Genomic DNA, 15619 nt, shown 5'->3' on the forward strand with positions numbered 1-15619 from the left:
TATGATCCGTACGGAAGAAATGCTTTTGAATGTAGGGCCTCAGCATCCGAGTACGCATGGTGTGTTCAGGCTTGTTATTAAGATTGACGGGGAAATTATTAAAGAAGCTACACCAGTTATTGGATATTTGCATCGCGGGACCGAAAAGATTGCCGAGAGCTTACAGTATACGCAAATTATCCCTTATACAGATCGAATGGACTATTTATCCGCCATGACGAATAATTACGTCATTTGCCATGCTGTAGAGACGATGATGGGGCTTGAAATCCCGGAGCGGGCCGAATACTTACGAGTACTTGCAATGGAGCTTGGAAGGATTGCGAGCCACCTCGTTTGGTGGGGGACAAATCTTCTTGATATAGGAGCGGTCAGCCCGTTTTTATACGCGTTTCGTGAACGAGAGATGATTATAAATTTATTAAACGAATTATGCGGTGCCCGTCTTACTTTTAACTATATGAGAGTCGGGGGTGTAAAGTGGGATGCGCCGGACGGTTGGATTGAAAAAGTGGAAGAGTTTGTTCCGTATATGCGAGAGCAATTGGCAGGTTATCATGATCTCGTTAGCGGTAATGAGATTTTCTTAAATCGCGTAAAAGGCGTTGGTATATATAGCGCGGAAGAAGCGATTTCGTATTCTTTAAGCGGAGCGAATTTGCGGTGTACCGGAGTAAACTGGGATCTTCGCAAGGATGAACCGTACTCCATTTATGATCGTTTTGATTTCGATATTCCTGTTGGGAGTGTGGGAGATGCTTGGGATCGTTACGTTTGCCGCATGCAAGAGATTGAGGAGTCATTAAAAATTGTTGAGCAAGCTGTCCAGCAGTTCCCGAAAGACGGAGCTGTGCTAGCTAAAGTGCCGAAAATCATTAAGGCGCCTAAAGGGGAAGCGTTCGTCCGTATAGAATCGCCGCGAGGAGAGATTGGTTGCTATATTGCTAGTGATGGAAAGAAAGAGCCGTACCGCTTGAAGTTTCGCAGGCCGTCTTTTTACAATTTGCAAATTTTACCGAAGTTATTGAAAGGTGAAAACATCGCCAATTTAATTACGATTTTAGGTGGAGTTGATATTGTACTTGGGGAGGTTGATGGCTAATGATTGAAACGCTCTTACAATCACCTTCAAGCTGGACGAATTTCTTCATTTTTTTCGGGTTAGCGGTGCTTCTACTATTTGCGGTCCTTGGCTTCGTTACATATGGTATTTTGGCAGAGCGGAAAGTGATGGGTTTTATGCAAGGGCGGATTGGCCCAAACCAAGTTGGGGGCCGGTTCGGTTTACTGCAAACGGTAGCTGATGTTTTAAAACTATTACTGAAAGAAGATAGTATTCCGAAAGCGGCAGATAAACCGTTGTTTATATTAGCGCCTGTTATTGCATTCGCACCGGCATTTATGGTGCTTGCAGTCATCCCGTTTACTGATAAATTTCAGTTCGCGGATATTGGCGTAGGCTTACTGTATTACATTGCTGTTTCTGGCATTACGACGATTGGTGTCGTAACCGGGGGGTGGGCATCAAATAATAAATATTCCCTTTTAGGAGGGATGCGTGCGGCGGCGCAAATGATTTCTTATGAAATTCCGCTCGTAATGAGTGTAATTGGCGTCGTTTTGTTAGCTGGTAGCCTGAATTTAAATGAAATTGTAGCGGCGCAGGAGAATGTTTGGTACATTTTCGTGCAGCCAATCGGTTTCGTCGTTTTCTTAATCGCGGCGGTAGCAGAGTTAAATAGGACGCCGTTTGATTTACCAGAAGCAGAATCGGAACTTGTTTCTGGATATCATACGGAATACTCAGGGTTTCGATGGGCGTTTTTCATGCTTTCAGAGTACGTATATTTCTTCGGAATGGCATCTTTAATTACAGTGCTCTTTTTAGGCGGATGGAATCCAGTTATGTTCCTTGGATTTATCCCAGGAGCTGTATGGTTTGCTTTGAAATTTAGCAGTGTAGTCTTTCTATTAATTTGGTTCCGCGTTACGTTTCCGCGTATAAGAGGTGACCAGTTAATGGAGTTTGGCTGGAAAGTATTATTGCCAATTGCACTTGCGAATATTTTCTTAACGGCATTGATTAAGGAGTTATTCTTCTAATCTATGAGGGGGGTGCCAGTAAGAGATGAAAGGACTATTTAAAGGATTAAAATATACATTAAGCAATTTGAGTAAGAAGAAGGTGACTTACGATTATCCGAATCAACCGTTGCCGTTGCCAGACCGCTTTCGAGGCATTCAAAAGTTTTATCCAGAAAAGTGTATTGTTTGTAACCAATGCTCCAACATTTGTCCGACAGACTGTATTCAGTTAACAGGAAAAAAACATCCGGATCCTACGAAAAAAGGAAAAATTATCGACACGTATGATATTAATTTTGAAATTTGTATTCTGTGTGATTTATGTACAGAAGTTTGTCCGACAGAGGCGATTGTTATGACAAATAACTTTGAGCTCGCGGAATATTCACGTGATGATTTATTTAAAAATTTGCAGTGGCTTGACGAAAACGACGAAAACGTCAGGAAGGAGAATAAAGCATGAATGGCGAGTTTGTAGCATTCTTCATACTATCCTTGTCTGCAATTATCGGCGGTGTTCTTATGTTGAACTTAACGAAAGTCATGCATATGATGCTAGCTCTCGTTCTGACATTTCTTAGTATCGCAGGTTTGTACTTTCTTTTATCGGCCGAATTTATCGGAGTTGCACAAATTTTACTTTACTCCGGTGCGATTACAATTATTATGATTTTTGGCATTATGTTAACGCAACATAACGCAGAAAATGAATCGCGTCTTACTCTTCGAAAATGGATTATCTTCTTTGCGGTTGTAGCATTTGGGGCAGTTATGTATTTTGCTGTTAACAATATTGATTTTGCAAATGAAAGCACACAAGGAAGTTTACCTCTCCATGAAAAAAACACACTTCAAATCGGTACACTTCTCTATTCGAAATATATTATTCCATTTGAGTTAACCTCAGTCATTTTACTTGTAGCACTTGTTGGCGCGATTGTACTTGCGAAGAAGGATGAGAAAGAGGAGGATTCCAATGAGTAGCGTTCCAGCTTCTGCATATTTAACGCTTGCGATTATTTTGTTTTGCATCGGTTTGTTTGGAGCTTTAACGAAGCGAAATACAGTGATTGTATTAGTTTGTATTGAATTAATGCTTAACGCGGCCAATTTAAATTTAGTCGCGTTTAGTAAATTAGGTTTGTTCCCGAATTTAACAGGGCAAATTTTCTCTCTGTTTACGATGGCTGTAGCAGCAGCGGAGGCGGCGGTAGGACTCGCCATTTTAATTGCTTTGTATCGTAATCGTACGACGGTTCATGTAGATGAAATGGATACGCTCAAAGGATAACATTGTGACCGAAAAGGGGGAAGGAAACAATGATCGATTATGCATGGCTCATACCGCTTTTCCCGCTTGTTTCGTTTTTTTTATTACTTATATTCGGGAAGAAAATTAGAGAAGGAAGCAGTGTACTTAGTATTTTCCTCGTCTTTCTCTCCTTTATATTTGCGGTACTTGTATTAATAGAACGGTTTTCGAAAGTAGGATTGAAGCATAAGTGGGTATGGCTTAGAACGGGAGATATTGATATATCATTTGGCTTTGAAGTGACTGCATTAGGGGCTTTAATGCTGTTTATCGTTACACTTGTGAGTTTACTTGTACATGTGTATTCGAAAGGTTATATGAAAGGTGATGAAAGATTAACAACCTTCTATGCCTATTTAGGGCTCTTTACATTTGCAATGCTCGGGCTCGTTATATCACCGAATTTATTACAGCTTTATATATTTTGGGAGCTAGTCGGCCTTGGTTCATTTTTACTCATCGGTTTTTATTTCTTTAAAGAAGAAGCGAAGGCTGCTGCGAAAAAGGCTTTTATTATGACTCGTATTGGAGATGTCGGTTTATTTATTGGGATGATCTTAATTTTCTGGCATGCAGGTAGTTTTGAATATGACGCAATATTTAGGGCGATTCATACGGGGGATCTTACCCCTACGATGATTACAATAACAGCGATATTAATTTTTATCGGGGCGATGGGGAAGTCGGGTCAGTTCCCGCTTCATACGTGGTTACCAGATGCGATGGAAGGGCCGACTCCTGTTTCGGCACTTATTCATGCGGCGACGATGGTCGCAGCTGGCGTGTATTTAGTGGCGACGATGTTCCCACTATTTTCAGCAAGTGCGGTGGCGATGCAGACGGTGGCAATCGTTGGAGCTTTCACCGCAATCTTTGCGGCTTCTATCGGTCTTGTTCAAACGGATATAAAGAGAGTGCTTGCTTATTCTACAGTTAGCCAGCTAGGTTATATGATGCTCGCATTAGGATCTGCTGGTTATGTAGCTGGTGTTTTCCATTTAACGACACACGCTTTTTTTAAAGCGCTACTATTTTTGGCGGCAGGAAGTGTCATTCATGCAGTGCATACGCAAGACATTAATAAAATGGGCGGTTTACAGAAGAAGATGAAAGTAACGGGTGCACTATTTTTAATCGGTACACTTGCAATTAGTGGGGTGCCACTCCTTTCTGGTTTCTTTAGTAAAGATGAAATTTTAGCGGTGACTTGGATGAATGGCAATTACGTTTTATTCATATTAGCAGTAATTGCAGCATTTTTAACAGCATTCTACATGTTCCGGCTCTACTTCCTTGTTTTTACTGGGGAAGCAAAGACAAAGGAAGATGTGCATGAATCGCCCCGCATTATGACGTATCCGATGATCGTTCTCGGGGTCCTTGCAGTAGTGGCAGGTTATATAAATACACCGTGGTTTGGGACGTTTCTCGGGGATTGGCTTACGAAAGATGTAGCATTTAAAGCGCGAGAGGCACATGGACCAGTTTGGATTATGATTGTTGCGACGCTCGTTTCCTTGGCTGGGATTGCTCTCGCATATTTCATATATGGTAAGAAATCTATTTCTAGAGATTGGGCAGGTGGCGATGGAACACCTCTTTATAACCTTTTGAAAGAAAAATATTATGTGGATGAACTATACAATATGACGGTGATCCCTATTACGAAGGGAATCGCCCATGTGCTTCGCTTATTTGAGGCGTATGTAGTCGAAGGAATTGCCGTTTTAATAGGGAGTCTAATTAAAGGGCTAAGCGGACTCGGTTCTAGACTCCAAAACGGAAATGTACAAGTGTACGGCACTGTAACAGCTGTTTCACTTGCATTACTCGTCATTATTTTGCTCTATACGGGAGGGGATTTACGATGAATGATTTGTTATTAACGTTCTTCATTTTTTCCCCGCTTTTAGGAATTCTCTTACTTGTATTAACGCCAAAAAAAGAATCGCGTACTGTGCGAGCGCTTGGTTTATTTGGGACGGCGCTTCCATTTGGAATCGCTATCGTCCTCGCTTGTACATATGCTTCTGGAAAGAGTTTGTCGCTATTCGATGAAAAAGTGAAATGGATTAAATTTGGGGATTTTGCAGCGGTGGATAAAAGATGGTTTTCCATTTATTACGAGCTCGGTATTGATGGTTTATCGCTCGTTATGATGGTGCTGACAGCTCTTCTAGCGATGCTTGCAGCAATTGCGGCATTTACTATTAAAAGAAACTTGAAAGCTTTTTATATGCTGCTACTCATGTTAGAAATAGGGATGCTCGGCGTCTTCGCTGCTCAAAATTTAATGTTGTTCTTTATCTTCTTTGAAGTTACGTTGCCTCCAATGTTTTTATTAATTGGAAAGTGGGGGAAATTGTCGAGTGAAAAGGCTGCTTATAGTTATTTAATATATAACGGTATTGGCTCCGCTATTTTACTCATCGTTTTCTCAGTTTTATTTGCAAAAACAGGTACAACAAATATTACAGAGCTTAAAGAAATATTAACGAGTGTAGGTGCTGGGGGAGGAATGACTGTCTCAAGCAGCTTACAGTTCGGTTTGTTTCTTGCCATAATGATTGCCTTTGCGATTAAACTACCCGTTTTCCCGCTACATCGCTGGATGGTCAATGTGCATGTTGAAGCGCATCCGGCTGTAGTTATGCTTCACGCGGGCGTTTTACTGAAGATTGGGGCATACGGTATGATTCGTTTCGGAAAGGGGCTATTCCCGGAATACTTTCGCGAGTTTGCAACGCTTATTGCGATTTTAGGAGTCATCAATTTATTGTACGGAGCCTTCTTAGCGCTCATTCAAACGGACTTTCGGAAGGTGCTTGCTTACTCTAGTATTTCGCATATGGGCATCGTATTAATGGGCCTTGCGGCGTTAAATGCACCAGGTACACAAGGGGCACTATTCCAAGTTGTCTCTCACGGTTTAATTGCGGCCTTACTCTTCTTCTTACTTGGCGTTATAGAACAGCGCTTTGGAACGTCGGACATTACAGCGCTTGGCGGACTCGCAAAAAGTGTCCCGGTACTTAGCGGATTCTTCTTAGCAGGAGGAATGGCATCGCTTGGATTGCCAGGAATGTCTGGATTTGTTAGCGAGTTTCTTGCCTTTCTCGGTTTATTCCAAGGGGAGCCAGTCATTGCTGCAGTCGGTGTACTTGGCATCATTTTAACCGCTGTATACGTATTAAGAGCAACGCTTCAAGTAACATTTGGTAAGAAAGAGTGGGAGGCGAAAGCTGATATACACGGTTGGGAGTATGTGCCTATATTGCTACTTATCTTCTGCATTATTGCAATTGGAGTAATGCCAGAAATACTAGGGGATCCGCTTCAAAATACATTGAAAACATTGGGGGTGAAGTAGGATGGATATGAATACGTTACTTAGCTTATCATGGCATCTCATGGTGCCAGAATTCATTATTCTCGGAGCAGCCATCCTTCTTTCCATATGTGATTTATTTTTTAAGCTGAACCATAGATATGTAGCGCTTAGTGCAATCGCAGCCGTCATATTAGCAATCGTGTCGTTAATCACGCTATACGGTGAACCGACAGGAGATATTTTAAATGGATCGTTTGTGTTAGATGGGTTTTCAAAAGGGTTTAAAACGTTGTTATTAGGCGGAGCGGCCCTCATCTTATGCACCGCCATGAGCGATGATAAGAAGAATCCAATTGAAGATAAGGGAGAATATTATTACTTATTTTTAATGGCACTTCTTGGGGCTATGTTTATGGCCTCTAGTGTTGACTTCATTACACTTTTCGTCGGTTTAGAATTGCTTTCACTTTCTTCATATATTTTAGTAGGAATACGAAAAAGGAACCGTGCGTCAAACGAGGCGGCCATGAAATATGTCATTAATGGCGGTATTGGCACGGCAATTACGCTCTTTGGAATGAGTTATTTATACGGTATTACAGGATCAACTAATATCGTGGACATGCAAAAAGTATTCGCAGGGGAGCTTGCTGGTGGTATTCAGTTATTGTTAGCTCTCGCATTTCTACTATTACTCGTTGGACTCTCGTTTAAAATTGCGACAGTGCCGTTTCATATGTGGGCACCAGATGTGTATGAGGGAGCGGCTACGCCTGTTACTGCTTTTCTCGGGACGATTTCTAAAATTGCTGGATTCTTACTCATTATTCGTCTGTTTCTCATGGTTTTTGCAAGTGTATCGGTGCAAGGAGACGTGCAATCTTTATACGGACGTATGAGCATATACATTGCAGTACTAGCGAGTATTACGATGATTATTGGAAACGTAGTAGCGTTAAAGCAATATAACGTAAAACGCCTATTTGCCTATTCGGGAATCGCACATGCGGGGTATTTACTCGTTCCGCTTGTAGCATTATCACCATTTACGATGGATAGCATGTGGTTTTACATGCTTGCGTATATGCTTATGAATATAGGTGCATTTGCAATTATTCACGGCTTAATCTTACAAAGCGACAAAGAAAACATTACCATTTTCACCGGATTATATAAAAGGTCGCCATTTACAGCGATAGTGATGACGATTTTTATATTATCGTTGGCCGGAATACCAGGAACAGCTGGTTTCATCGGGAAAATTAACATCTTTTTAGGTGCACTGCATGTAGAGCCAGCTCATTACGTACTAGCTTCTATTATGATGGGGACGACAGTCATCTCATTTGTATATTATTTCCGTATTCTACAGCAAATGTTTTTCCGGACGGGAGAAGTGGAAGAGAAAATTCGTTTGCCATTGAATATAAAGGTTGTTATGAGCCTTTGTGCAATCTCGATTGTAATACTAGGGATTATGCCGATGATTGGATACAATTTCTTTTATGAATATTTTCCATTAATGAAGGATTTCTTCTTCTTAGGGAACGTGGTACAATAAGTGAAAATAAAAGGTGTGGAGTTGTTACTCTGCGCTTTTTATTTTGTGTGAATTACAATTGAAAATGCATGTAGGTATATGTTTTTTTTTGAGAGCAAATTACGATGTGAAATGTAAGATGCTTATTTGTATTTGAAAAAGTGTGGCTCCTACTTATCATGGTATCGTTTTTATAGTATTTCGTAAGTAGTAGCTGGGTAAAAAGGGGTCGATTTTTTGGCACATCTTTTAGGGCAACAAGCACTGATTGCCATTGTTTCGCATTTATTGTTTATTACCATTACGTGGTGGGCCTTACAAGGTGTTCACATTGAGCGTTTAATGAAGTCTGGAAAAGTGATGCAGACGCGAGTGTTACTCATCCTAATTACAATTGCAATTGGGACATCTGTAAGTAACTTTTTCCTTGATTATTTAGGCTATTCAAAGAGTTTAACGTATTTAGTAAAGTAAGTGTATAGAACCTCATATCTCCGTTAACAATGGGGATAGGAGGGGATGAAATTGAAGCTTAAAGCCATTCTTATTGTTGTGATAAGTGTTGTTTTATTTTTGGTTGGATATAGAGAGATGAAACCGATCAGCGATGAACAGAAAATGGAGAGCATGATTGCAACTTTAGAGAAAAATGATGCTAAAGTAGAGAAGTGGTCATGGTTAGCGCGAGAAACAAAAACAATTTCTAATATACATACGTTTCAAAAGTTGTTAAACGATGTGAAGGACAAGGCGAATATTCAAAAGTGGGAATTAGAGCAATCTCCAGATGGATATAAAGCTACATCCTATAAAAAGTTTTCTTCTTATGAAGAACGAGTAGTAGTAACATGGAGTAAGGAAAATACTAAAGAAAACACTTTCATTATTTTTGAAGTAAGCGGGGCGAAATGGGACCCGAAGTACATTCAGAAAACAAATAAAATTTTTAGTGAAAAACCTATAATTTACACTTGTGTTCAAGGTGTACTGAATGATAAGATTGAAGGTGTTTTGCAAAATAAAACCAATCAGTTTTTGAAAGATCTTTCAGCAAGAGCGATCGAACAGATAGAAGAAAGAGCATTTGTGTCAGTCTCCGCATACAATAAAAAGTGGGATGACGCTCTTTCAACAAATAGAGAGAAAATAAATGTGCAAATAGCAATACGTTCTACAGACAACAAAGATACAATTGTGGTTGGCACACCGATCATAACTTCTGAGTATTGAGTGAATAGATACTGAAAAAAGGACACGGAGGGGAATAATTTGGAAAAGATCATCGTCCGTGGCGGAAAGCGGTTAAACGGCACAGTGCGTGTTGAGGGCGCAAAAAATGCTGTATTACCTATAATCGCTGCAGCCCTATTAGCGAGTGATGGAAAGAATGTACTATCTGAAGTACCAGTTTTGTCTGATGTATACACAATTAATGAGGTATTACGTCATTTAAATGCTGAAGTCGTATTTGAAAATAACCAAGTAACAATCGATGCTTCTAAAGAACTAAACATTGAAGCACCATTTGAATATGTACGTAAAATGCGTGCATCTGTTCAAGTAATGGGACCATTACTTGCACGTAACGGCCGTGCTCGTATTGCGCTTCCTGGTGGATGTGCAATTGGTTCACGTCCAATTGACCAACATTTAAAAGGCTTCGAAGCAATGGGAGCAAAAGTACAGGTTGGTAATGGTTTTGTTGAGGCATACGTTGAGGGAGAACTAAAAGGAGCTAAAATTTATTTAGACTTCCCAAGCGTGGGCGCGACAGAAAACATTATGTCTGCAGCTACATTAGCAAAAGGGACAACAATCCTTGAAAACGCAGCGAAAGAACCAGAAATCGTTGACTTAGCTAACTTCTTAAATGCGATGGGAGCGAAAGTACGCGGAGCTGGAACTGGAACGATTCGTATCGAAGGCGTTGATAAATTATATGGTGGAAACCACTCTATTATTCCTGACCGTATTGAAGCGGGAACATTCATGGTTGCAGCGGCAATTACTGGTGGAGACATCTTAATTGAAAATGCTGTACCTGAACATTTACGCTCAATTACAGCGAAAATGGAAGAAATGGGTGTTAAAGTTATTGAGGAAAATGAAGGTGTACGTGTTATCGGCCCAGATAAGTTAAAAGCGGTTGATATTAAAACTATGCCTCACCCAGGTTTCCCAACAGACATGCAATCACAAATGATGGCATTATTACTACAAGCTGATGGAACAAGTATGATTACAGAAACGGTATTCGAAAACCGCTTTATGCACGTTGAAGAATTCCGTCGTATGAATGCTGATATTAAAATCGAAGGTCGTTCTGTTATTATGAACGGTCCAAACAGCTTACAAGGTGCTGAAGTAGGCGCAACTGACTTACGTGCTGCTGCTGCATTAATCTTAGCTGGTTTAGTATCTGAAGGTTACACTCGTGTAACTGAGTTAAAGCATCTTGACCGTGGTTATGTAGATTTCCATAAGAAATTAGCTGCATTAGGTGCAACTATTGAACGTGTAAACGAAAAAGTAGAAGAAGTGAAAGAACAAGAAGTTTCTGATCTTCACGCTTAATTGAAATAGTCTCTACGTCTTTTGACGTAGGGACTATTTTTTTGGGTTATTACTGTTATAGTCAATAAATTCTATACTTATGCACGTACCAGTAAAAATATTTAGAAAATTTTCGTTTTAGCTACTTCCCCCTTAAGTATGTTCTAAAAGGAAGAGTTGTTCCATAAGAATGAATGGAGTAAAGCTTTTGGATATTGGGGGAAATAAGATGAAATTTTCAAAGCCACTTTTTATCACAGTAGCGCTTCTCATAGCGCTCGTTATCATTGTACCTGCTGCTCTTGTTATTCCGTTTGCGAAAGCAAAAGTAGGGGAAGAAGCAGCTTCTAAAACTCCTCCAGCAATAGAAAGTATACCAGCTCCAGGGAAAGTGGATACAGCGGTTCAAGTTGCTGTATATCGTGATCAGCAAAAGAAGGTAGATACATTACCTATGGAGGAGTATGTGACCGGTGTAGTAGCTTCTGAGATGAATGCCAGTTTTGAAATAGAGGCGCTAAAGGCGCAGGCATTAGCAGCGAGAACATTTGTGGTACAGCGTATGCTAAGCGGAGGAAAGAAAAACAATGCGGACGTGACAGATACGGTGAAAGATCAAGTGTACAAAAGTAAAGAAGAATTGAAGAAACAATGGGGTAATAACTACGAAAATAACTTGAAAAAAATCGAAGAAGCCGTTTCGAAAACCGCAGGACAAGTTTTAACGTATGATGGAAAACCAATCTCAGCATCCTTCTTCTCAACGAGTAATGGCCGGACAGAAAATGCGGCTGATTATTGGGGAAATGATTATCCGTACTTAAAGAGCGTAGATAGTCCGTGGGATCAAGCCTCTCCAAAATTTACGAGCGAGCAAACCTTTACAGTAGCTGACTTTCAAAAGCGTCTCGGTGTGAAGGTGTTGGCAGACGGGAAGGTTGGAAATATTAAAGATCTTACGGAAGGAAAGCGAGTAAAAGATGTAGCATTTCAAGGGAAAACATTAACCGGAAAAGAAGTTCGTGAAAAGTTAGATTTACGCTCTTCTGACTTCACGTGGAAACAAGATGGAGATAAAATCATTGTTACGACGAAAGGCTTCGGCCACGGCGTTGGTATGAGTCAATATGGAGCGAATGGCATGGCAGCGGAAGGTAAGAAATATACAGATATCGTTGCTCATTATTATAAGGGTGTCGAAATAAAGTCGATGAATGATTATGAAGGAAAGTTAATGGTGAAGAAGTAGAGGGAAAAGAGACCGTTCCAAGAGGTATGTTGGGACGGTTTTCTTTTGTTAGTGGATAGGTTAATAGATATATTAAAAAAATCGTCAATGTTCAGTGGTGACAGAACTCTGTTTAAAGGGCCTATGGATTGCTGGAAGCTATTATAAGGATGAACGTACAGAAGAATCAATGAAAGACGGTTGGCTCTATACAGGAGACATTGTCACGGTTGATTCGGAAGGATCTATTAAGATTGCTGATCGTACGAAAGATTTAATTAAAAGTGGAGGCGAATAGATTTCTTCCTTAGATTTAGAAAATGCTTTAATGTCACATGATAAAGTGTTAGAAGCATCTGTTGTGGCGGTGCCGCATGAAAAGTGGCAAGAACGTCCCGTTGCTTGCGTTGTACTAAAAGAGGGACAAGCAGTAGAAAGAGAAGATCTGTATACTTTACTAGAAGCAGATTTTCCAAAATGGTGGATGCTAGAAGATATTTTATTTGTAAACGAAATTCCGAAAACATCTGTAGGGAAATTCTTAAAGAAAGCGCTGCGTGATCAGCTCAAGACGTATATAGAGCAAAACTAGAGAAGAAGGCTATCCTTTCATTTGGATAGCCTTCTTTTTATGATACTTCATAAAATATCAAAAATTTCCATTAATTGTTTGGTATAATGTGATAAAAAGCATTCGGGGGAGACGAAATGGCACTACTGGAGTTAAAACAGTTAGGAAAGACGAATCAGTTACCGGCAGTTGAACTGAAGGTTGAGAAGGGACAATGCGTTGTTTTGCAATGTAATAACCATACAGCTAAAGTATTGCACCGCATCATTATTGGTGAGGAAGAAGCTTCAACTGGCAACGTGCTATTTGAGGGGGAATCGATTGGAAAGAAAAATTATTCTCGCATCGGCTTTTGTTTTTTGAAAGATGAAGCATACGAACGTTTGAAGGTAAAGGAATACTTCAAGTTCTTAATAGGACTTTATGAATCAAATATGGGCACGGAAGAAGTAGTACAATATGTCGGCCTTTTAGATAAGTTAAACGTTAAAATAGAAAAACTATCATTTTCAGAGAAACGTCGCCTTCATATCGGGCGAGTGATGATTCATAATCCGGATTTAGTTGTTTTGGAAGAGCCAGAGCAAAATGTAGATACAGAGAGCACAATTATTATTCGAAAAGCGATTATGGCAATGAAGGAGAAAGGAAAGGCGATTTTTATAACGTCATCCTTTCTATCGGACGCCCTTTCGTTAACAGAAGATGTATACATATTAAACAATGATGGTGTGAAGAAAATAGAAATCGAACAAGAAGAAATTGAAGAGGTGGATGAAGAAAAGGTTGTTCAAATGATTCCGCAAATGAAACTTGAAAGAATTCCAGCGAAAGTGAACGATAAAATTATTTTACTTGATCCGATGGAAATTCATTTCATTGAAACGCAAAACGGAGTGACACATATCCATGTGCGCGAAGGTGATTTCGTATGTGCATTAACATTAAGTGAATTAGAAACGAGATTAACAGGTTTTGGTTTCTTTAGATGTCATCGCTCGTACCTTGTGAATTTACAAAGAGTACGAGAAGTCATTACGTGGACTCGTAATAGCTTTAGTTTAATTTTGGATGACGAAAGAAAAAGTTCAATTCCGCTTTCAAAAGGACGAATGGATGAATTAAAAGGTGTGATTGGGCTATAAAAATTACTCCAATAAGCTCAAAATATGATTCATTCACCGGTAAAAATACTCCTTTTACCGGTATTTTACTGCGTAATCTCTTTGTTTTTCATATGATTGAGTCAAGAAAAGCGAAACAAACAAACGAAAAGCGCTAAAGCGACTTTCATCTATAAAAGAAAAAACAAAGGGGATGACGAGATGACATTGGCAATTGAAATGAAAGATGTAATGAAAAGTTTCAACGAAAAAACGGCACTTCGAAATGTAAATATTGAAGTGAAGCAAGGAGAAATTTTTGGATTCCTCGGACCGAGTGGATCTGGAAAAACGACAACAGTAAAGATTTTAACTTCTCAATTGCTGCATAGTGTTGGAACAGTGAGGGTACTAGGTAAAGATATTACAGGACCAAGCAGCATCGATTATAAACGAATCGGTATTTTAACAGACAATAGCGGCTTATACGAAAGACTTAGCATTTATGATAACTTACTATTATTTTGCGACTTATACGATTGTAAAAAAGAACGAATCGATGAAGTGCTAGCGCAAGTGAATCTATTAGATGATAAAAAAACATTAGTAAAGAAATTATCAAAAGGAATGAAGCAGCGCGTCACACTAGCTAGAGCAATCCTTCATAAACCAGATATCCTCTTCTTAGACGAACCAACATCTGCACTTGATCCAGTAAACGTACAAAACATTCATAAAATCTTAAAAGACTTAAATAAAGAAGGAACAACGATTTTCTTAACGACTCACAATATGGAAGAGGCAGAGGCACTTTGTAACCGCATAGCCTTTCTGTGCGGCGGAGAAATTGTAGCGCTTGATACACCGGAAAACCTTCGCTTACAATACGCGAAAGATCAAATACAAGTCGTATTAAAAGATAAGCAAAAAGAAGTCGTGCAAAAAGATGAATTAGGTGCAAAACGCATTTCAGAATGGATGAAAAAGGGCGAATTACTATCGATTCATTCACATGAACCAACGCTAGGCGATATCTTTATTGAAGTTACTGGGAGGGGATTATAATGACATTTTCAATGAGACGATTTTCAGCTATTTTTCGGAAAGAGGTACAGGATATTAAAGCAAATGCATCTGTACTCGTAATGGCAGCACTGCCACTTGTATTTTCTTTTGTTTATCAACAGATGGATGGACCGAAAGAACAAATCGCTAATATGGTAACTTTAATGGCCTTAACAATGGTAGGAAGCTTTGTTCAAGCAGCTTTAATTGCGGAAGAAAAAGAAAAGCACACACTACGTGTGATGATGTTGTCACCAGCATCATCGTTAGAAGTATTATTAGGGAAAAGCGCATTAACAGGTCTTATTACATTTGTAATTTGTATTAGTAACTTTGCTATTTTAGGGGTAATGAAGGGGAATATGGTTTTAATCGTTCTATTTTTACTTGCTAGTATATTTTTCTTCCTTATGTTAGGTACGGCGATTGGGTTAATAGCTAAAACAACGGCGTCAACATCAGTAGTAGGTATGCCGATTCTATTTATTTTTCTTCTAGCTCCAATGTTAGGTGGATTTATTAAAAGTGAGTTTGTAAAAAAGGCAATCGATTTTCTTCCAACGAAACATCTTGCAGATGCAATGCCGAAGCTATTGGCTGGAAAAGGTTTTTCAACTGTTAGTGGCGATTTAATAAATATTATAATTTGGTGCGTGCTTTCAATTATTCTTTGCATTGTAGTTTACAAAAAGAAACAATTGGACTAAAAACTGAGCCGAAAGTGCTCAGTTTTTTATTTTTTCTATCATTTCCTCGGAAATTTTACAATTACTATACATATTTTTACAGATTTTGTCGAAAAGTAATTAGTTATACGTTGTATAGGATACG

15 protein-coding genes and 1 pseudogene are annotated in these 15619 nt (G+C 39.4%); all 16 read left to right on the top strand.

Going from position 1 to position 15619, the window contains the following annotated elements; translation table 11 throughout:
• Position 1: 1 nt before the first annotated feature.
• The 16 genes and pseudogenes from nuoD (at position 2) to AC1Q8N_RS19650 (ending at position 15495) form a co-directional block, all read left to right on the top strand.
• Complete coding sequence (gene nuoD / locus AC1Q8N_RS19575) at positions 2 to 1102, top strand: NADH-quinone oxidoreductase subunit NuoD (protein WP_000621434.1); 1101 nt, start codon at positions 2 to 4, stop codon at positions 1100 to 1102.
• Positions 1102 to 2103 carry an NADH-quinone oxidoreductase subunit NuoH gene (gene nuoH / locus AC1Q8N_RS19580; protein WP_000573437.1) on the top strand — a complete coding sequence of 334 codons (1002 nt, stop codon included), beginning with the start codon at positions 1102 to 1104 and terminating at the stop codon, positions 2101 to 2103. The genes nuoD and nuoH overlap by 1 nt, the downstream gene beginning before the upstream one ends.
• A 25-nt stretch (positions 2104 to 2128) precedes the next feature.
• Positions 2129 to 2548, top strand: coding sequence for an NADH-quinone oxidoreductase subunit NuoI (gene nuoI, locus AC1Q8N_RS19585; RefSeq protein ID WP_000677191.1), 420 nt, complete (start codon positions 2129 to 2131; stop codon positions 2546 to 2548).
• Entirely contained in the window at positions 2545 to 3069 is a 525-nt protein-coding gene (locus tag AC1Q8N_RS19590; RefSeq protein WP_048542672.1) for an NADH-quinone oxidoreductase subunit J, read from the top strand. Before nuoI ends, AC1Q8N_RS19590 begins: the two co-directional genes overlap by 4 nt.
• Positions 3062 to 3376, top strand: a complete 315-nt coding sequence (gene nuoK / locus AC1Q8N_RS19595; RefSeq protein ID WP_000100078.1) for an NADH-quinone oxidoreductase subunit NuoK — start codon at positions 3062 to 3064, stop codon at positions 3374 to 3376. The genes AC1Q8N_RS19590 and nuoK overlap by 8 nt, the downstream gene beginning before the upstream one ends.
• Before the next feature lie 29 nt (positions 3377 to 3405).
• Positions 3406 to 5268 carry an NADH-quinone oxidoreductase subunit L gene (gene nuoL / locus AC1Q8N_RS19600; RefSeq protein ID WP_098075931.1) on the top strand — a complete coding sequence of 621 codons (1863 nt, stop codon included), beginning with the start codon at positions 3406 to 3408 and terminating at the stop codon, positions 5266 to 5268.
• Positions 5265 to 6767, top strand: a complete 1503-nt coding sequence (locus tag AC1Q8N_RS19605) for an NADH-quinone oxidoreductase subunit M (RefSeq protein ID WP_493521327.1) — start codon at positions 5265 to 5267, stop codon at positions 6765 to 6767. Before nuoL ends, AC1Q8N_RS19605 begins: the two co-directional genes overlap by 4 nt.
• Before the next feature lie 7 nt (positions 6768 to 6774).
• The gene (gene nuoN / locus AC1Q8N_RS19610; RefSeq protein WP_327986646.1) at positions 6775 to 8289 is read left to right on the top strand and encodes an NADH-quinone oxidoreductase subunit NuoN; all 1515 of its coding nucleotides are present in this window, start codon (positions 6775 to 6777) and stop codon (positions 8287 to 8289) included.
• A 216-nt stretch (positions 8290 to 8505) separates the two neighbouring features.
• Positions 8506 to 8742, top strand: a complete 237-nt coding sequence (locus tag AC1Q8N_RS19615) for a DUF1146 family protein (protein ID WP_000940744.1) — start codon at positions 8506 to 8508, stop codon at positions 8740 to 8742.
• A gap of 51 nt (positions 8743 to 8793) precedes the next feature.
• The gene (locus tag AC1Q8N_RS19620; RefSeq protein WP_371399382.1) at positions 8794 to 9498 is read left to right on the top strand and encodes a YwmB family TATA-box binding protein; all 705 of its coding nucleotides are present in this window, start codon (positions 8794 to 8796) and stop codon (positions 9496 to 9498) included.
• Positions 9499 to 9537: 39 nt separating this feature from the next.
• A complete protein-coding gene (gene murA / locus AC1Q8N_RS19625; protein WP_000411269.1) occupies positions 9538 to 10842 on the top strand; it encodes a UDP-N-acetylglucosamine 1-carboxyvinyltransferase in 1305 nt (434 codons plus the stop codon).
• Positions 10843 to 11050: 208 nt separating this feature from the next.
• Positions 11051 to 12070, top strand: coding sequence for a stage II sporulation protein D (gene spoIID, locus AC1Q8N_RS19630; protein WP_098075933.1), 1020 nt, complete (start codon positions 11051 to 11053; stop codon positions 12068 to 12070).
• Between the two features lie 103 nt (positions 12071 to 12173).
• A pseudogene (locus AC1Q8N_RS19635) lies at positions 12174 to 12641 on the top strand (AMP-binding enzyme); the annotation flags it as partial.
• A gap of 116 nt (positions 12642 to 12757) precedes the next feature.
• Complete coding sequence (locus AC1Q8N_RS19640) at positions 12758 to 13765, top strand: LytTR family transcriptional regulator DNA-binding domain-containing protein (RefSeq protein ID WP_098048747.1); 1008 nt, start codon at positions 12758 to 12760, stop codon at positions 13763 to 13765.
• Between the two features lie 180 nt (positions 13766 to 13945).
• On the top strand, positions 13946 to 14788 hold the full coding sequence (locus AC1Q8N_RS19645; protein ID WP_493521328.1) for an ABC transporter ATP-binding protein: 843 nt from the start codon (positions 13946 to 13948) through the stop codon (positions 14786 to 14788).
• Positions 14788 to 15495 carry an ABC transporter permease gene (locus AC1Q8N_RS19650; RefSeq protein WP_493521329.1) on the top strand — a complete coding sequence of 236 codons (708 nt, stop codon included), beginning with the start codon at positions 14788 to 14790 and terminating at the stop codon, positions 15493 to 15495. The genes AC1Q8N_RS19645 and AC1Q8N_RS19650 overlap by 1 nt, the downstream gene beginning before the upstream one ends.
• Positions 15496 to 15619 lie beyond the last annotated feature (124 nt).

This window comes from Bacillus sp. GW823-FHT06B01, from assembly GCF_058952315.1.